The 17,330-nt window shown below is 45.3% G+C and carries 17 protein-coding genes; 10 read left to right on the forward strand and 7 right to left on the reverse strand.

Annotated elements, in window-relative coordinates; all coding sequences use genetic code 11:
* Nucleotides 1-40: 40 nt before the first annotated feature.
* From queF to EPO18_RS01085, 7 genes are all read left to right on the forward strand, one after another.
* Complete coding sequence (queF, locus tag EPO18_RS01055) at nt 41-430, forward strand: preQ(1) synthase (RefSeq protein WP_292429293.1); 390 nt, start codon at nt 41-43, stop codon at nt 428-430.
* 127 nt (nt 431-557) lie between these two features.
* Entirely contained in the window at nt 558-842 is a 285-nt protein-coding gene (locus EPO18_RS01060) for an EscU/YscU/HrcU family type III secretion system export apparatus switch protein (RefSeq protein ID WP_292429295.1), read from the forward strand.
* The gene (gene asd, locus EPO18_RS01065) at nt 839-1,699 is read left to right on the forward strand and encodes an archaetidylserine decarboxylase (protein WP_292429297.1); all 861 of its coding nucleotides are present in this window, start codon (nt 839-841) and stop codon (nt 1,697-1,699) included. The genes EPO18_RS01060 and asd overlap by 4 nt, the downstream gene beginning before the upstream one ends.
* A 196-nt stretch (nt 1,700-1,895) precedes the next feature.
* The gene (locus EPO18_RS01070) at nt 1,896-2,984 is read left to right on the forward strand and encodes a PDDEXK family nuclease (RefSeq protein WP_292429300.1); all 1,089 of its coding nucleotides are present in this window, start codon (nt 1,896-1,898) and stop codon (nt 2,982-2,984) included.
* Nucleotides 2,985-3,420: 436 nt separating this feature from the next.
* Nucleotides 3,421-3,954 (forward strand): Crp/Fnr family transcriptional regulator, encoded by a 534-nt coding sequence (locus EPO18_RS01075; RefSeq protein ID WP_292429302.1) that lies wholly within the window; start codon nt 3,421-3,423, stop codon nt 3,952-3,954.
* 118 nt (nt 3,955-4,072) lie between these two features.
* Complete coding sequence (locus tag EPO18_RS01080; RefSeq protein WP_292429304.1) at nt 4,073-4,345, forward strand: hypothetical protein; 273 nt, start codon at nt 4,073-4,075, stop codon at nt 4,343-4,345.
* A 421-nt stretch (nt 4,346-4,766) separates the two neighbouring features.
* The gene (locus tag EPO18_RS01085) at nt 4,767-5,153 is read left to right on the forward strand and encodes a hypothetical protein (protein WP_292429306.1); all 387 of its coding nucleotides are present in this window, start codon (nt 4,767-4,769) and stop codon (nt 5,151-5,153) included.
* A 19-nt stretch (nt 5,154-5,172) separates the two neighbouring features.
* On the opposite strand, the gene gluQRS is transcribed toward EPO18_RS01085, so the two are convergent.
* Entirely contained in the window at nt 5,173-6,072 is a 900-nt protein-coding gene (gluQRS, locus tag EPO18_RS01090) for a tRNA glutamyl-Q(34) synthetase GluQRS (protein ID WP_292429437.1), read from the reverse strand.
* A 2-nt stretch (nt 6,073-6,074) separates the two neighbouring features.
* Complete coding sequence (gene dksA / locus EPO18_RS01095; RefSeq protein WP_292429309.1) at nt 6,075-6,509, reverse strand: RNA polymerase-binding protein DksA; 435 nt, start codon at nt 6,507-6,509, stop codon at nt 6,075-6,077.
* A 97-nt stretch (nt 6,510-6,606) separates the two neighbouring features.
* Here dksA and EPO18_RS01100 point away from each other — a divergent pair, with 97 nt between their 5' ends.
* Together EPO18_RS01100 and EPO18_RS01105 are read left to right on the forward strand one after the other, a co-directional pair.
* Complete coding sequence (locus EPO18_RS01100; protein ID WP_472850868.1) at nt 6,607-7,842, forward strand: pyridoxal phosphate-dependent aminotransferase; 1,236 nt, start codon at nt 6,607-6,609, stop codon at nt 7,840-7,842.
* A 2-nt stretch (nt 7,843-7,844) separates the two neighbouring features.
* Nucleotides 7,845-8,168 carry a rhodanese-like domain-containing protein gene (locus tag EPO18_RS01105; protein ID WP_292429312.1) on the forward strand — a complete coding sequence of 108 codons (324 nt, stop codon included), beginning with the start codon at nt 7,845-7,847 and terminating at the stop codon, nt 8,166-8,168.
* Nucleotides 8,169-8,476: 308 nt separating this feature from the next.
* On the opposite strand, the gene lpxB is transcribed toward EPO18_RS01105, so the two are convergent.
* From lpxB to EPO18_RS01120, 3 genes are all read right to left on the reverse strand, one after another.
* Nucleotides 8,477-9,619 carry a lipid-A-disaccharide synthase gene (lpxB, locus tag EPO18_RS01110; protein WP_292429314.1) on the reverse strand — a complete coding sequence of 381 codons (1,143 nt, stop codon included), beginning with the start codon at nt 9,617-9,619 and terminating at the stop codon, nt 8,477-8,479.
* Nucleotides 9,620-9,778: 159 nt separating this feature from the next.
* Nucleotides 9,779-10,876 carry a DegT/DnrJ/EryC1/StrS family aminotransferase gene (locus tag EPO18_RS01115; RefSeq protein ID WP_292429316.1) on the reverse strand — a complete coding sequence of 366 codons (1,098 nt, stop codon included), beginning with the start codon at nt 10,874-10,876 and terminating at the stop codon, nt 9,779-9,781.
* 49 nt (nt 10,877-10,925) lie between these two features.
* The gene (locus tag EPO18_RS01120; RefSeq protein ID WP_292429319.1) at nt 10,926-11,858 is read right to left on the reverse strand and encodes a Gfo/Idh/MocA family protein; all 933 of its coding nucleotides are present in this window, start codon (nt 11,856-11,858) and stop codon (nt 10,926-10,928) included.
* Nucleotides 11,859-12,102: 244 nt separating this feature from the next.
* Between EPO18_RS01120 and EPO18_RS01125 the strand changes: the two genes are divergently transcribed.
* Complete coding sequence (locus EPO18_RS01125) at nt 12,103-14,127, forward strand: HDOD domain-containing protein (RefSeq protein ID WP_292429321.1); 2,025 nt, start codon at nt 12,103-12,105, stop codon at nt 14,125-14,127.
* Nucleotides 14,128-14,162: 35 nt separating this feature from the next.
* Here EPO18_RS01125 and EPO18_RS01130 read toward each other — a convergent pair whose 3' ends face one another.
* The gene (locus EPO18_RS01130) at nt 14,163-14,624 is read right to left on the reverse strand and encodes a hypothetical protein (RefSeq protein ID WP_292429324.1); all 462 of its coding nucleotides are present in this window, start codon (nt 14,622-14,624) and stop codon (nt 14,163-14,165) included.
* Nucleotides 14,625-14,737: 113 nt separating this feature from the next.
* Nucleotides 14,738-17,149 (reverse strand): phosphoenolpyruvate synthase, encoded by a 2,412-nt coding sequence (gene ppsA / locus EPO18_RS01135; protein WP_292429327.1) that lies wholly within the window; start codon nt 17,147-17,149, stop codon nt 14,738-14,740.
* Between the last annotated feature and the right edge of the window lie 181 nt (nt 17,150-17,330).

Raw genomic sequence — 17,330 nt, forward strand, 5'->3', positions numbered from 1 at the left:
TCGACTTTTTTTGCACATCTTCTTTCTATATAAGCCCAAAATGACAACACAACCAAGCAAAGACCTGGAAACTTTCGACAATCCGCAACCAGGCCGTGATTACACGATCCGCATCGATATACCCGAGTTCACCTGCTTGTGTCCAAAAACAGGTCAACCCGACTTCGCCACGATCCAAATCGAATACGTACCGGGAGCGCTGTGCGTAGAACTCAAAGCGCTTAAATTGTACATGTGGGCATTCAGGGAGCAAGGCGCATTCCATGAAGCCGTCACTAACGAAATCCTTAATGACATCGTTAAAGCCATAGCGCCTAACTTCATGCGTATCCGCGCCGAGTTTAATGTGCGCGGCGGCATCTACACTACCGTCGTTGTCGAACACAGAAACCCAAACTGGCAAGCGCCGGAACTGGTTACGCTGCCTTAAATCGTTTAATAATGAATCCACCAAAAAGAATCGTCCACGAAAAACACAAAAAACACGAACATATTGTATTTTTCGTGCCTTTCGTGATTTTCGTGGATACCGTTCTTTTTCGGTAATTACCTTCATTATGCCTAAGACCTACTACACCTCGGACATTGCCGTCGCATTAAAATACGACGGCAAAAACGCGCCCAAGGTTACCGCCAAAGGATCAGGTCTTACCGCAGAACAAATCCTGCAAATCGCCGAACACCACGGAATACCGCTACAAACCGAGCCGGAACTGGCAAGAATCCTGGCTCAAATCCCGTTAGGCGATGAAATCCCCAATGAACTCTATGTCGCCGTCGCGGAAATTATCGCGTTCGCGTATTTCTTAAGCGGCAAAACACCCGACAATTATAAGCCATGAACTTTAAAGAAGCCCTGACCACCCTGCCCCAATACGCTCTGCCTCATCACACCCTGTCCAGCATAATGAGCAAGTTAACCCACTGCGAAAACAAGGCCTGGAAAAACCTGTTTATCAGGCAGATCATCAAGCATTACGGCGTCAACATGGACGAAGCGTTGGAGCAGGACATCAATGCATACCAAAGCTTTAACCACTTTTTCACCCGTAAACTAAAACCCGGCGTTAGATCGTTTAGCACTGAAAGAAATGCTATCGCCTGCCCTGCCGATGGTGCAGTCAGTCAAGCCGGAGACATCACCGACGGGCAAATCTTCCAAGCCAAAGGCAAAAGCTTTACCGCAACCGATTTGCTGGGCGGCGATACAGCACGCGCCGAGCCTTTTAATAACGGCATATTTACCACCATCTATCTGTCACCCAAAGACTATCATCGCCTACACATGCCGTTGACCGGCACCTTAAGGGAAATGGTACATATCCCCGGCCGTTTGTTCAGCGTCAATGCCGCTACCACCAATTCCGTTCCGGGATTATTCGCCAGAAACGAGCGCGTAGCAGCCATTTTTGATACCGAAGTCGGCCCGATGGCTTTGATACTGGTCGGCGCAATCTTCGTGTCCAGCGTGGAAACCGTCTGGCATGGCGTAGTGACGCCGCCGAGCATTACTTCAGTGCAAAATTGGCAGTATGGTGATGATGCCCCTACGCTGAAAATCGGCGAAGAAATGGGACGATTTAATATGGGATCTACGATTATTGTTTTGTTTGGTAAGGATAAGGCGCAGTGGGATGCCGAGTTTAAAACGGGGAAAAAGGTTAAGTTGGGGGAGTTGATTGGTCGGGTTGTTGGTTAATTTTATTCCGGTTAGGCTAAATCAAAGAGTTTTAAAGAGGTATTTTGGTTTGCATAAAAGGTTGTTATCAACGTTTCAATATTCAGAATATCTTGCCTAACGGATCGCAGAGGTTGCGTTATACATCTGTGATTGAAAATTAATATATACCTGAAAAGGTGCCTAATTAACGTTAGGTTTTACGGGAGTTTGCATCATGTTTAAGGTGGACGTAATCAACAAACAGCTTATCGAGTTAAAACTCACGAGCTTCTCGGAGTTGGGTCTGAGAGAGCGTTTCGACATTCAAGAATGGATCGAGAAGTCACCAACCATTCTCGGCGAAGAACTGCTTGTAATTGGCAAGGAGGTTATCTTACCCTCGGGTAAACGGCTAGACCTGCTGTGTGTGGACAAAGCCGCAACGCTGGTGATTGTAGAGCTGAAGCGCGACGACTCCGGATCGTCAGTTGAGTGGCAAGCTATAAAGTATGCATCATATTGTTCCAGCTTCCTTCCCGAAGAGATATTTAAACAATTCGCCACATACTTGGACAAAACAGAAGCTGATGCGTCTAAGGGCATTGAGGAGTTCATTGACGGAGACATAGAATCACTGAATTCTAGACAGCGCATCATCCTCGCATCGAGAGAATTTAACTCTGAAGTGATATCGGCCATTCTGTGGTTGCGAGAATTCGGGATCGATATTCAATGCACAAGACTCGCGCCTTATGTCGATGCTGATGGAGGCTTATTCATCAAGCCAGAAACTATCATTCCGCTCCCAGAAGCCAAGGACTACATTGAACGAAAGGAGATAAAACAGCGGAAAGTCACGTCAGCGCCTGGGGAATGGACAGGGTACTGGTTCGTGAACGTTGGCGAAGGCCCACATCGCACATGGGAAGATAACCTGAAGTTTGGTTTCATCGGTGCCGGTCAAGGTAAACGTTATTCATCCGCACTGCATCGCCTATCGACCGGTGACAAGATCTACGCCTACATGAAGGGGCTTGGCTATGTCGGCTTCGGTGAGGTTACAAGTCCCGCCGTGATGATCCGCGATTTTATCGCACCGGATAGTAACGCACCTCTATTGGACGCAGGTCTAAAGGCTGCGCGGCCCGGCGAGAACTCCGACGACGAAGAATTATCCGAATGGATTGTCGGCGTAAAGTGGATCAAGACTTTGCCTAAGACACAGGCGAAAACATTTGCTGGCGTGTTCGCTAATCAGAACGTCGTTTGCAAACTACGGCACGAACAGACTCTAAAGTTTGTGCAACAGGCATTTGGCAAGTGAACGCTGTAACGCTGTAGTCCCGTAGGCCGGAATAAGCCAGTTCGAGCGGCAGCGAGAACTGGTGTTTCCGGCAAATACTACCCAACTCGCCGGAAACGCCACCTCGCGCTATGCGCTTGGATGGCCTTATTCCGGCCTACTCCTGGCGGAGGCTCGGATGATATGAATGAAAGCCGTCTTCCTGACTACTTAGAGCACATGCTCGAAGCCGCGCAGTCCCGTAGGCCGGAATAAGCCGGTTCGAGCGACAGCGAGAACATGTGTTTCCGGCAAACACCGCCCAAGAGCTGTAACGCTTGTAAGACGGATTATTTTGTAGGGTCTAACGGCTTATTTGGATTATGTTATACATATGAAAAGTGTCTACTTAACGTTCGACAACAAAGATTAAATAGAAGAAAATCCAGGAAATGATTTCTTTGGGCAAAATAGTATTATGAGAGAATCGTTATACCTTGAAGACAATGACCAACTTGTCGAAATATTAAAACAAATTCCAGCTTTTAAACCATTTAAAGATGAAAACCTCAAAAACATGCTGCGTTTAACTAAGTTACGCACATTTTCAACCTCCGAAACGATTATTGAGGAAGGTGCATATGAAAAGAGTATGTATTTATTAATTTCTGGCGGCGTCACAATTTCAAAAAACAATAAAATAATTTTAAATCTAAAAAGAACTGGTGATATTTTTGGCGAGATGAGCTTACTAGGTGAGGAGCCACGGTCTGCGACAGTATCTGCTGTGTCAGAGACATCATGTTTGGTAATTGATGCTGAATATTTAGACAGTATTGACGATGAAGGTAAAAATTCATTTCATGCGGCTATTTACCATATGTTTGCAGAAATATTAGCTTACCGTTTACGAGTGACAACAGAAAAATATACAAACGCAAACCAAGAAATTGAAAGATTGAAAAATGAGCTTGAATTACTTAAGCGGAGCGGTATTGTTAAAATAATATAGCCCTGTAGGCCGGAATAAGCCGGTTCGAGTGATAGGAAGAACAGGTGTTTCCACTCTGGCAAAGCATCTTCTTTAGGAATAAGATCAAATTTTCTGAAACTAAATAGGAGATGATCATATGAATAAGATTCTTCAAGTATTTTTTACACAGAAAGTTGTAGTCCTTACCTCAATGGCTTTTACATTATCAGGCTGCCCGCTCAATGTGAACTTGAATATTGCAACGGATAAACCTATTTCTCTAGCTATCGAAAAACCGCTCGAAGTGAAACTTGATGCCGGTATTGCTGTTACCGAGCTACCGCCAATAAAAGTTACCGAGCTAGCGCCGATAAAAGTCACCACGCTGCCGCCAGTAAAAGTAGGGCTCGCTCCAAAAACTAATAAATGACGTGCGCTAAGCCGATTTTTAAAAGTTGCCCATCGGCAATTATCGGCGGAACGTGTTTTTTACCTTGGCAATTTATCGCCACAAACCGATATTCGCCAGCGGATCAGTAGGGAGTTTCGCTGGCTTTTAACCTGTTGAGCAATTTTGCAGGATCATCTGCATTGCTTGTAGCGCTTACCAAAGCAGCGCGGATTTTCCAGCGGCTGTTAAATGGTGAAGACGAGCTCCTGCGCGAAACTTGGCTCGGCAATCCCGCTTCAAATATTTTGACATCGCCACTCTATGTAATCCTTGCGGGCAGAGCAACAGACTATTGTCCGGCTAATAACGCTTCTACACTGTTATGAAATTCGCCAAGCTCATCCTTACATGCTATGGTTCATTCGTGCATTAAACCAATTAATTTTTGAGAGTGATAATTATGAAACAGACTATCGTTTTTTTTATGTTGTGGTTACCTCTATCTGTGCTTGCAGAGAATATGGGCGGAATGAGCGAAGAACAAATGCAGCAAATGATGCAGCAGGCACAGGGCATGCAGACCTGTATGCAAAATATTGATCAAGCTGAAATGCAAGCTTTTGAACAACGTGCACAACAAATGCAGTCCGAAACTCAAGCCCTTTGCGCCAGCGGCAAACGGGACGAAGCGATGAAAGTGGCGATGGCTTTCGGCAAAGAGGTCTCAAGCAACAAGGCCATGCAGGAAATGAAAAAGTGTGGAGAAGGCATGAAGAACATGATGCCAAAGATAATCGCTCAAACTAGCGACCAACAAAAGCCCGGTCATATCTGCGATAATCAGTAAGAAAGCCGTATTATTTAAGTTAATCGCAACTAACGGCATGAGCCTTTTTTAACAAATCAGGATTCCAGTGCTCAATCGCCCAGCTAAGTTGTTCAGTTACAGGAGCTTGTTGCAACTCAATCGGCGGGGCTTGCCTTAATAACACTAACAATTCAAAAATGACGCGGCGCGGCGAGTTTAAATCAACCGCCGTAGCCCGTGTCTGTTTGCTGAGCTTATTGCCTTGTTCGTCAACAATGACGGGAACGTGCATGTAACCGGGCGTGGAAAGACCCAGCAGTTGTTGCAGGTAAATCTGTTTAGGCGTCTCCTCCAGTAGATCAAAACCGCGGACGATATGATTAACCTGTTGCAGATCATCGTCAATGACCACTGCAAATTGATAGGCAATAATTCCGTCTTTGCGCTTCACGATAAAATCGCCGTCTCGCTCGGCAAGGTTATGGGAAATCAGACCCTGCAGTTCATCCTGAAATTCAATGATGCGGTTATCGGTTTTAATGCGTAGCGCATAAGGGCTGTCAGACGGAGTTTGCCGGTCTCGGCAAATGCCTGGGTATATATCGGGCGACGCGTGTGCTCTATCGCTGGTAGTCAGCGTCTTTCTGCTGCAGGTGCATGGGTAGATAAGCTTATTGCTTTGTAACTTGTTAATAGCATCGTTATAAATGTCGATATGCCGACTTTGATAATAAACACTACCGTCCCAATGCAGGCCAAAAGTGTCCAAAGTTTTTAAGATGACGTCAACAGAGCCTTTTACATTTCTGGGAGTGTCGAGATCATCAATGCGTAGCAACCACAAGCCTTGTTGTGAACGTGCTTGCAGAAAACCGGCAAGAGCCGTGTAAAGGGAACCGAGGTGTAAAGGGCCGGTGGGCGAAGGTGCGAACCGGCCAATAGTGGGGCGTTTATCCAGACTTAACCCATTTGTTTTTCGCGAATTTCATCAAGTGTTTTACAATCGATACACAGACTGGCAGTGGGTCTGGCTTCCAGGCGGCGTATGCCGATTTCAATCCCGCAAGACTCACAAAAGCCGTAATTCCCTGACTCGATTTCTTTAAGAGATTCATCGATTTTCTTGATTAGCCGTCGTTCACGATCACGCGTTCTTAATTCCAGACTGAATTCTGATTCCTGGGACGCTCGATCATTAGGGTCAGGAAAATTAGATGCATCGTCTTGCATATGATGCACGGTTCGATCTACTTCGTGCATTAATTCGCTTTTCCAGTTTTTAAGAATAGCCTCAAAATGATTTAATTGAGCATTATTCATATATTCTTCGCCTTCTTTTTCTTGATAAGGCTTAAAACTGAAAGGTGATGCGCCAGTTTTAGAACTATCGGTCATCCATTAACTCCTAAGACAAGATTAAATAAAACCGCGCATTTTTAGCAGAATAGCAACCGGATAGCAAGGTTTATTGATATGATCTAATGCTTTTGTTATGAGTGTCAAAATTATGAGCGTACAACCGGCAAAACGGACTCAAGGGATTTCGCCCTTTTATGTGATGGAGTTACTACGACGCGCGAAGCAATTGGAGGCGTTGGGCAAGGATATTATTCACATGGAAATAGGTGAGCCTGATTTTGCTACGCCGCAAGCCATTGTTGAAGCCGGTATTAATCAACTTAAAACCGGTAACGTGAAATATACTCCGGCAGCCGGATTGCCTGAGCTGCGTGAAAAAATTTCCGAGTTTTATCGGCAGCGTTATTCGGTAAAAGTGGACAAAGAGCGTATTTTTGTAACGCCGGGAGCCTCAGGGGCATTTTTATTAGCGCTTGGGGGCAGCCTTAATCCAGCAGAAGAACTGCTTATGGCGGATCCCTGTTATCCCTGTAACAGCAATTTTGTTAGATTATTTGACGGCTATGTCAGAACCGTTCCGGTTGATGCCACTAGCAGTTATCAGCTGACAGCAGCACTCATAGAACAGCATTGGACTAAAACCACTAAAGGCGCGCTAATTGCGTCGCCATCAAATCCTACCGGCACTATCATCGCTTCAGATCAATTAAAACAAGCCATTCACACCGTTAATAAGTTAGGTGGCTGCTTTTATTCCGATGAGATTTATCATGGATTGGTTTATAGTGAAAATGCTGAAACGGCACTGGCGTTTAGTGACAATGTGTTTGTGATCAACAGTTTTTCCAAATATTTTGGCATGACCGGCTGGCGCGTCGGCTGGTTGATAGTGCCGGAGGAATTTGTCGAGGTAACCGAGAAGTTGGCGCAGAATATCTTCATCGCCACGGCAACCCATTCGCAATATGCCGCATTAGCCGCATTTGACGAGCTCACGCTGACCGAGCTTGAGCGTAGGCGTGCAGAATTTGAAGCCAGACGTGATTTCCTTTATGACGCATTACTGAATTTGGGCTTTAAAATCCCGATTAAACCGGACGGTGCTTTTTATATTTATGCCGATTGTTCAAAGTTTACCGATGACAGTTATCAATTTGCTTTGGATTTGTTGGAAGCTGAAGGGGTTGCGATAACGCCGGGCAAGGATTTCGGAGTAAATGAAGCTAACCACTACATCCGTTTTGCTTATACAACGTCTATAGATAGAATGGCTACCGCCATGCAACGTTTAGAAAGATTTATTAAAGCTGAGTTGAGCAGCTCGCCTGCTCAAACGAAACTTATGCCCTCTGGGTATAACAAAGGATAATCATGTCCATAAGACAAATATCAGCGACAGAATTAAAAACCAGAATTCAAAATGAACCGCATCTGTTTTTGCTGGATGTCAGGGAACCCAATGAGTTTGAATATGCTCGCATAGAAAACAGCGTTTTAATTCCGCTTAATCAAATTCCGCAAAGACTGGCTGAGCTGAATCCACAACAAGAAATAGTGGTAATTTGCCATCATGGCATACGCAGCCGGCAAGCGTGCATGTATCTTGCTAATTCAGGATTTAAGAATGTTTCAAATTTAACCGGCGGAATTGATGCCTGGTCTTGCGATTGCGATAGTTCGGTACCGCGATATTAAGAAATACCAACGCACCAGACGGCATAACCGCTTGGTGCGTTTAGAATTTATTTAAAAAACCCGTCTTGCTTAAACCTTTCCAGCCGCCTCTTAAAGCCTTTCCTATCAAACAGATAATATAAAAATAACAGTAAAAATGGCCAAAGCATCAAGGCCAGCAATTTAAATCCAGTTCCGATATCCATAATTACCTCCTCGCTTTTTTGTGTATATTTTGGTTATTAAAACTTATCATGCCGATTGAGTTATCGACCGATTAAGACTAACAGAAAAACCTAGCCTATTACTTAGTTTTTTCCACTTTAATATCATCTCAGCATTTCCAACACCAACTGCGCCATATTTTTTGAACCGCCGCCCTGCCCTAACTGCTGCTTAACTTGAGTCAGGTTCTCGCGCATTTGATCGGCATAAGCTTTATCGGTCAGGATTCGCATCACTTCGGCAGACAGGTTTTCGGCTGTCGCATCATGCTGAATCAGTTCTTTTATGATGCTTTTGCCTGACACGATATTCGGCAAGCCTATAAACAGCGTGTTGACCAGCCACCTGCCCAACCAGTAGGTTATCGATGAGAGCTTGTAGGTAATAACCATCGGCACGGTTAACAAGGCGATTTCCAACGTCGCGGTGCCCGATGTGGTCATTACGGCGTCACAGCATTGAATGACATCGTAAGGCTGATTTTTTATGATTGTGATGGTTAGCGGCGATTGGGCGATGTATTCTTCAAGCAACGCATCACTGATTGAATCGGCTTGCGGCAAAATAAACTGACACTCAGGCAAGCCGGCCAGGACTTTTTCGGCGGCAGCCAACATGACCGGCAACATGCGCTTGATTTCATTGGCGCGGCTACCAGGCAATAAGCCGACAACCGGTTTATTTTTGTCCAGTCCGAAACGGGCTAAATCTTCATCTTTGCTGCGCTGAGCATGGACTTTATCTACCGAAGGATGTCCCACGTAGCGTACCGGCACTTTTTCGGCATCGTAATAAGCCGTCTCAAACGGGAATATCACCGCCATCATGTCGATGACTTTACCGTAGGCCTTTACCCGACCCGGACGCCATGCCCATACTTGGGGGCTGACATAAAACAACACCTTTATGCCTTGCTGTTTGGCGTAGCGCGCCAGCTTAAAGTTGAACTCTTTATAGTCGACACAAACCAGCAAGTCCGGGCGCTCGGTTGCTACCAACTGTTGCATCAGCTTTAACGCACGGCGGATTTCGGCATAATGCTTGATGACTTCAACCACGCCAATGACGGCAATATTGGCTGAATCGTAATGAATATCTATACCCGCCTGAGCCATTTTTGCGCCGCCCATACCGATGCCTTTAATGTCCGGCTGCTGTTTTTGCAGCTCGAGAAACATATTGGCGGCGTGTTGGTCGCCGGATGATTCTCCGGCACTGAATAGAATTTTTAAGGGTTTATGATTCAAGACGAAGGATCGTAGGATGTGCTGACGAAGGAAGCGCATCAGTTGCGTGATAACAATGGGCTTCCTTCGTCAACCCATCCTATAATTCTAATACTGAACTATGGAGTGCAAGCTTCGCTTGTGCTGGCGCAGGCGAAGCCTGCACTCCGGCAATCGTAACTACGCTGTCAAAACATCCCGAATAATCCCAACAATCTCCCTGATCGAGTCATCCTCAAGGAACGGGCAAATCGGCAATGACATACAATTGGCCGCAACAAATTCCGTCACAGGCAAGCTGACAGCCGCGTATTCCTGTTTAAACACATTCTGCCGGTGCAAGGGTACGGGATAATATACCGCACAGGCGATTTGTTTATCCTGCAAGGCTTTCATCACGTCATCGCGGCGTTCACATAATATCGTGTACTGATGATAAACGTGCTCGCCCAGACCGTCTTCAGACGGCGTAGTCAACGGCAAATCAGCCATCAATTCCGAATAAAGACGCCCGGCATGGCGGCGGCCTTTATTGTATTGGTCGATGCGTTTCAACTTGGCTCTCAATATCACAGCCTGCATTTCATCAAGGCGGCTGTTGTAGCCGATCACATCATGATAATAACGGACATCCGAGCCGTGGTTATGCAGCATTTTAAGTTTCGCAGCAGTCTCATCGGAATTGGTGACGACTAAGCCGCCGTCGCCAAATGCACCCAAGTTCTTGCTCGGAAAAAAACTAAATCCGGCGGCATGACCGATAGCGCCGGTTTGTTTGCCGTCGATGCTCGCGCCAAACGACTGGCAGCAATCTTCAATCAGTTTCAGGTTATGCTGATCGCATAGCTGCTTAATCGCTGTCATGTCGGCAGGTTGACCGAACAAGTGCACCGGCATCACCGCTTTAGTTTTTGGAGTAATAGCCTTGGCTATCGCGTCTGGTGAAATATTGAAAGTCTTGGGATCTATATCGACGAAAACAGGAATGGCGCCGACATATTTAATGGCTTCTGCGGTAGCGATAAAGGTAAAGGCAGTGGTGATCACCTCATCGCCTGCACCGATGCCTTCGGCAATCAATGCAAGATGCAGCGCATCGGTTCCTGACGCCACTGCAATGGCGTGTTTAACGCCTAAATAATCGGCCGCTTCTTTTTCAAAGGCTTGGACATTAGGGCCTAATATAAACGAACAGTTTTCGATTGTTGCGGCCAGCCCACACTCAACTTCATCTTTAATTTCAACGTATTGAGCCTTCAGGTTTACCATTGGTATCATGTTTTATTGCCTTTGTGTTTATCGATTGTTTGTGTTGCGGCGTTGCGGTCTATTCGCCTAATAACTGGGTAATAGCTATTGCGGTTTCCAGCGCTCTTTTTCCCGCCTCGCCGGAAACTAGTGGATTTTCGCCGGTACGGATGCAATTAACGAAGTGTTTGATTTCTTCCAGCAGCGCATCGCCGCTTTCAAAAACGGATTCTTCGGTTTCTATTTCCGGAATGCCGGGAAACATTTCTTTTTTACCGGTACGATGTTTGGTTAAAACACGATTTTGGAAGTCGACAGAAACATAGGAGGATGGCCTGAACATACGCATTTTACGCTCCATCTTCATACTGATCCGGCTGGCCGTAACATTAGCCACACACCCGTTTTTAAACAGCAGCCGTGCATTGGCAATATCGGTGCCTCGCGTTAAAACGGCTGTACCGCTGGCATCGATTCGTTCCACGTCGGAATCCACCAAGGCTAAAATAATATCGATGTCATGGATCATTAAATCCAACACTACGCTGACATCATTAGCGCGCGGATTAAACGGCGACAACCGGTGAGATTCAATAAACAGCGGCTTTTCTTCTTTGTCCAAACCCAAAACCGCCGGGTTGAATCGTTCCAGATGCCCGACCTGCAAAATCAAATTTCTTGCATCGGCAATTGCGATCAACTCATCGGCTTCGGCAACCGTTACGGTAATCGGCTTTTCAACCAGTACATGAGCGTCGGCATTAAGAAAATCCCTGGATACCATGTGATGCAGTGTCGTAGGTACAACGATACTAACCGCATCAATTTCTCCTAATAAGGCTTGATAGTCTGTCAGCGCTGCTGCACCATATTTTTCGGCGACCTCTTTAGCCGCCTCCTCATTAATATCGACAACGGCAACCAGCTCGCAATCCGGCAGCGACGCATATTTTTCCGCGTGAAATTTGCCCAGATAACCGGTACCGATAACCGCGCATTTTAATTTTTTCATGTGATTATTTTACATTCCGTCTACTTGCAGCCCTGCTGTAGGGGCGAACTTACTCTTCAGTATTGTAAACTATCCAAATGTATTCAGAAAATTTTGTACTTGGTAGTCACAATGACCGACCTTTGATGCTATATTGCAAATAATCGTTAAAATTTTTACCCGATAGTTCTCATAATCTTTTTTAAAAATTTATTAGACTCGATTTACAGCATAAAACTGGAACCCTAGCCCATGAGAATATGTCATGACTGACGAAGACAAGGACCATATTGAACTAATAAAAAAATCCGCTCGATCAGTTCTAAAGGATGATATAAAACATCTTCACCTTATACCTTCTGTCGCTATCAAACTATTAAATGTAACCAATGATGACAACGCCAGGATCGAAGACTTATCTTTGATTATAGAAACAGAACCGGTGCTGGCTGCAAAAATCCTAAATCAGGTTAACTCTGCTGCATACGCCTTACCGAATAGAATAACTTCGATTAAACGCGCAGTTAATATACTAGGTTTTTCTACCGTACGTCAGCTTGCGTTAAACCTGCTGTTTTATAACAAACTGACACAACGAAACTCAAAACAATCGTTTGATTTGTTATTTTTCTGGCAACATTGTCTTTATGTCGCTTCATTAAGCAAGAGAATAGCCGTCGCACTTAAGTATCCAGAACCGGATCTGGTTTATACAGGCGGACTTTTACATGATATAGGCAAAGTAGTTATGGAAAACTATGGGCGCGTGACTTACAGTGATTTTATTAATTCCACAAGCAAAAGCTTGCATTCGACCATTGAAGAGGAACGTCGTTTTTTCGGAATAACTCATGCCGAGATAGGACATGTTTTTTGCCTAGAATGGCAATTACCGGCATCAATCATGGCAATCGTTGCTTATCATCATGATCAGCCAACTGAGACATCTCCTTACGCTAAATTCGGAACGGAAATAGCTATTGTTTCCTTCGCAAATTATATAGCTTGGATACAGGGAATAGGTTCGGCTAGCCATGATGTTCCCCCTCCCACATTACAAAGCGCGGTATTAGAAACTATCGATATTGACCAACTGGATCTTGACACTCTACTGCAACAGGTAGATCAAGATATGCAAAGTACCCGGGAGTTCTACGGCATTCATCTGCCCTGCTTAGCCACGTTAAGGGCCACGTTGATTAAAAAAGCGATTAACCTTAGCCAGATAAGCGCCGGTAAGCTTTTTGCGGCTGACTCTGACTATACATCCAGCAAAAAACCATCATCCAGTTTGACCGCGCCTCATCACAGCCTTAATCCGGAAGATTTCATACCCCGGACACTAGAGGCAATACAAGAAGAATTTTCTTTTGATCGCACTATTATGTTCACTATCGACCCTAAGCGCCGCTGTCTGATAGCATCATATTGGTGGCCGAAATTAACATTACCGGCCAAGCTACAACCCTTTGAGATCGGCATTAACGGCATTTCCGGAGCCTTATTAAAAAGCCTGCGCGAAAAAAAAGCCGTCATTATCAATAGCAAAATAGAGCGCAACAATCCACTCATTCAACGCTTAAAAATTACTGAGTTTATCGCGATACCGGTATTTCACCACAATCATCTGTTCGGTGTACTTTATGCTGATAATTCACTATCAAAAAAACCGATGACCCCACAATTGCTGCGAGAAATAATGCCAATTGCTTATGAATTGGGAGTCGCAATGTTTAATGCCAAACAATACGACCAAGAGAAGAAACACGCACAGGTCGATCATTTAACGCAGCTTTTTAATAAACGCATAGTCAACAACTTTTTGGCTGAGATTTTCCAAGAAGATGAGTCGAAACTGGCAAATATCGCTATTGGCTTTATCGATATAGACAGGTTCAAACTATTTAACGACACTTGCGGGCATCAGGCAGGAGATGATGCATTAAAGATTGTTGCCGATATTTTGCGCGGTTTAACGCGCCCTGGAGACTTGATTGGCCGTTACGGCGGAGAAGAGTTTTTATTTGTCCTTAAAAATACTGATGAAGCCGGCGCCCACGGCTATGCCGAACGTATAAGATCGGAAGTTGAGCGTCGCGGCAAGATTATGAGCCAACGATTTCATGGACATGCGTTGACAGTTAGTATCGGCGTATCCATGTATAGCCGACACTATGTTCATTACAACGATATGATCGAGGCCGCCGATCAAGCCATGTATCGTGCGAAAAACGAAGGCAGAAACCGAATTGTCCTGCTGTCAAGTGCTGTTATGTCCGATAAAAAATAAACATCGCGCAGATTCGGCGTTGTCCATTCCGACAGTCACCGTTTTAGGGTGATAACAATCCCCGCGCCATCCAGCGATTTTTGTTTATCAACTTCCGGTTCTTGCGACATCAACATCTCGCCGTCTAAATGGACAGGTTGTGATTTTTTCTTTTCTTTAATAAATATAGCTGATGGCTCTCTCTGGGCTATTCTGTTTTGTTCAGTTGGCAACCAAGCATTTTCAGAAGCTTTAAAAGGAATAGAAAGATCCAGCGATTTTTGAAGCTCAGCGTATTCACTAGCGCTGTTATTGGCGTCAGCCAATAAATGTTTGTCTTTTTTCTCTTTTTGTTTAACAAGACTCTGTTTACTCTTAAGCCGTACAGTTTTTACGTTAACCGATGCAACTTGTTTTTCTGCCAAAAGAGCATGATTAATACCCGGCTTTTGAAACCCGGTTAGCAAAATGAATGAAGCCATCACAAAATTCAATAGAAACAGGCGATAATTTTTCATGTTAATTTTGCTCCTCTCCAGCTGTAAAACTAAACCTCTGTTATATTCATTCTAGACCAACATACTAAAATTGGAACGTGGTCCACAGAAATTTTATTTTATCAGCCGGAAAACTACCTGCTCAAACGTCGTTCAGTTTCCAACACTAGCTGGGTGGTCTGCAACACAGTATCGGGATTCAAGCTCATCGAATCAATACCGGTTTCCACCAGAAATTCCGCCATTTCCGGATAATCCGACGGCGCTTGACCGCAAAGTCCGCAATGTTTACCGTTACGGCGCGCGCCATCAATGGCAAGACGAATCATTTCTTTAACGCCTGGATCGCGCTCGTCAAAATCTTCGGCGATTATCGCAGAGTCTCGGTCGACACCCAAAGTAAGCTGGGTCAAATCATTGGAACCAATCGAAAAGCCATCGAAATGTTCGGAAAAGGCATCGATTTGAATGACGTTATTAGGAATCTCGCACATCACATAAACTTCCAATCCTTGCTCGCCGCGCTTCAAACCAAGCTGCGCCATGTAGTCGAGCACACGCCGGGCTTCTTCTACGCGGCGGCAAAAGGGAATCATCAGAATAACATTGGTTAAGCCCATCTGGTCGCGCACCCGTTTCATAGCCTTGCATTCCAACGCAAAACCTTCTGCATAAGCAGGATGGATATACCGCGACGCACCGCGAAAACCGATCATCGGATTGGCTTCATCAAACTCAAACCACCTCCCGCCAAGCAAAGTGGCGTATTCATTAGTTTTAAAGTCCGACATCCGCACGACTACGGGTTTGGGGTAAAACGCCGCGGCAATGGTGCCCACGCCCTCGGACAACTTTTGAATAAAATAATCTTCAGCACTTGGATAATTATCTGTCAATTGGTCTAGCTGTTCCCGCTCGTCGGCATCCTGCACTTGCTCCGGATGTATCAGTGCCATAGGGTGCGCTTTGATGTATTCGGTAATGATAAATTCCATCCGCGCCAAGCCCACGCCGTCATTGGGCAGGAAGCTGGTTTTAAAGGCTAGTTCGGGATTGCCTATATTGAGCATGATTTTGGTTTTCGGGCGTTGCAAACCCGACAAGTCGGTGGTTTTAATATCGAAGTCGAGAATACCGGAATATACCTTACCGACATCGCCTTCGGCACACGATACGGTAACAGGGCTATTGTGTTTAATCGCTGTCGTGGCATTTTCGCAACCCACTACAGCCGGCACACCCAATTCACGAGAAATAATTGCCGCATGACAAGTGCGCCCGCCCCGGTTAGTGACTATCGCTGAAGCCATTTTCATAACGGGCTCCCAATCCGGCGTAGTCATATCGGCAACCAGCACATCGCCGGGGCTAAAGCTGTTTAACTGCTCGATATTTTCAATAATCCGCGCATTACCGGTGGCAATTTTACTGCCGACCGCATGACCGGTGACGATCGGTTCGGCTTTCTGTCTAAGACTATATTGCTCCAAGACCATACCGCGCAATTGAGAAACCACGGTTTCCGGGCGCGCCTGAACGATATATAGCGTACCGTCAAGGCCGTCTTTCGCCCATTCAATATCCATTGGCTTGGCTTGCCCGGCTTTGGCGCTGTAATGCTTTTCTATTTTGAGGGCGTAATCGGCGAGGGTTAGAACATCCGCATCGTTAATGCAAAAGCGGTTACGTTCTTCTTCAGAGGTCACAATATTCCGGGTAGGTTCACGAGTGCGCCCTTCGCTGTAAACCATTTTTATTTTCTTCGCGCCCAAGGTGCGCCTTAATACTGCCCTATGACCCTGTTCAAAAGTCGGTTTATGCACATAGAACTCGTCGGGATCGACTGCTCCTTGCACGACATTTTCGCCCAATCCGTAAGCACCGGTAATAAACACCACATCTTTGAATCCGGATTCGGTATCCAACGAGAACATCACGCCGCTGGCATCCAGATCCGAGCGTACCATTTTCATAATGCCTACCGATAAGGCCAGCTTGAAATGATCGAAGCCTTGATCGATGCGGTAATGGATAGCACGATCGGTGAACAGGCTGGCAAAACAGCGTTTGCAAGAATCCAGCAAAGCCTGGTCGCCGCGTATATTCAGGTAAGTATCCTGCTGTCCGGCAAAACTCGCGGTCGGCAAGTCTTCGGCAGTGGCGGAACTGCGTACGGCAACGCTTAAATCATCGCCGTACTGTTCTTTCAATTGAGTAAAAGCCTCGATAATTTGCTGTTCAAGATCTTCAGGAAAAGGCGCTGCATAGATTATTTCTCTTGCTTTGAGCGCACGTTTGGCAAGATCGGCGATATCGTCAGGATTCAAATCATCCAATGCTTGATGGAGTGCCCCCCAAGCATTCGCTTGATCCAATACATAGCGGTAAGCTTCCGCAGTCACGGCAAAACCGTTGGGAATCCGGATACCTTGCGGTATTAGTTCTCTGTACATTTCACCTAACGAAGCATTCTTGCCGCCTACAGAAGGTATGTCTTCAATCGTTAATTCATTAAACCAACGGATATAGTTTGCTTGCTCGGACATCATGGCTCCTTAAACGAATTGTTCACTTATTCAGAATATGGATTATTGATAATTTATCTATATATTCTTTCTTAGATTCAACTGATTAAATATAACCATATTAACTATATGTGACAAAATGCCATATTATCATTTTGCTTTTGCATTGATAGCATACCAATATGCGCTCTGACTTACCTTT

This window comes from Methylobacter sp., assembly GCF_004322395.1.
Taxonomy (GTDB): domain Bacteria; phylum Pseudomonadota; class Gammaproteobacteria; order Methylococcales; family Methylomonadaceae; genus Methylobacter_A.

Excerpts from the sequence above, each read along its gene's own strand:
- queF (WP_292429293.1), top strand. The coding sequence starts at position 41 with ATGACAACACAACCAAGCAAAGACCTGGAAACTTTCGACAATCCGCAA.
- EPO18_RS01060 (WP_292429295.1), top strand. The coding sequence starts at position 558 with ATGCCTAAGACCTACTACACCTCGGACATTGCCGTCGCATTAAAATAC.
- asd (WP_292429297.1), top strand. The coding sequence starts at position 839 with ATGAACTTTAAAGAAGCCCTGACCACCCTGCCCCAATACGCTCTGCCT.
- EPO18_RS01070 (WP_292429300.1), top strand. The coding sequence starts at position 1,896 with ATGTTTAAGGTGGACGTAATCAACAAACAGCTTATCGAGTTAAAACTC.
- EPO18_RS01075 (WP_292429302.1), top strand. The coding sequence starts at position 3,421 with ATGAGAGAATCGTTATACCTTGAAGACAATGACCAACTTGTCGAAATA.
- EPO18_RS01080 (WP_292429304.1), top strand. The coding sequence starts at position 4,073 with ATGAATAAGATTCTTCAAGTATTTTTTACACAGAAAGTTGTAGTCCTT.
- EPO18_RS01085 (WP_292429306.1), top strand. The coding sequence starts at position 4,767 with ATGAAACAGACTATCGTTTTTTTTATGTTGTGGTTACCTCTATCTGTG.
- dksA (WP_292429309.1), bottom strand. The coding sequence starts at position 6,509 with ATGACCGATAGTTCTAAAACTGGCGCATCACCTTTCAGTTTTAAGCCT.
- EPO18_RS01100 (WP_472850868.1), top strand. The coding sequence starts at position 6,607 with ATGAGTGTCAAAATTATGAGCGTACAACCGGCAAAACGGACTCAAGGG.
- EPO18_RS01105 (WP_292429312.1), top strand. The coding sequence starts at position 7,845 with ATGTCCATAAGACAAATATCAGCGACAGAATTAAAAACCAGAATTCAA.
- EPO18_RS01115 (WP_292429316.1), bottom strand. The coding sequence starts at position 10,876 with ATGATACCAATGGTAAACCTGAAGGCTCAATACGTTGAAATTAAAGAT.
- EPO18_RS01120 (WP_292429319.1), bottom strand. The coding sequence starts at position 11,858 with ATGAAAAAATTAAAATGCGCGGTTATCGGTACCGGTTATCTGGGCAAA.
- EPO18_RS01125 (WP_292429321.1), top strand. The coding sequence starts at position 12,103 with ATGACTGACGAAGACAAGGACCATATTGAACTAATAAAAAAATCCGCT.
- EPO18_RS01130 (WP_292429324.1), bottom strand. The coding sequence starts at position 14,624 with ATGAAAAATTATCGCCTGTTTCTATTGAATTTTGTGATGGCTTCATTC.
- ppsA (WP_292429327.1), bottom strand. The coding sequence starts at position 17,149 with ATGTCCGAGCAAGCAAACTATATCCGTTGGTTTAATGAATTAACGATT.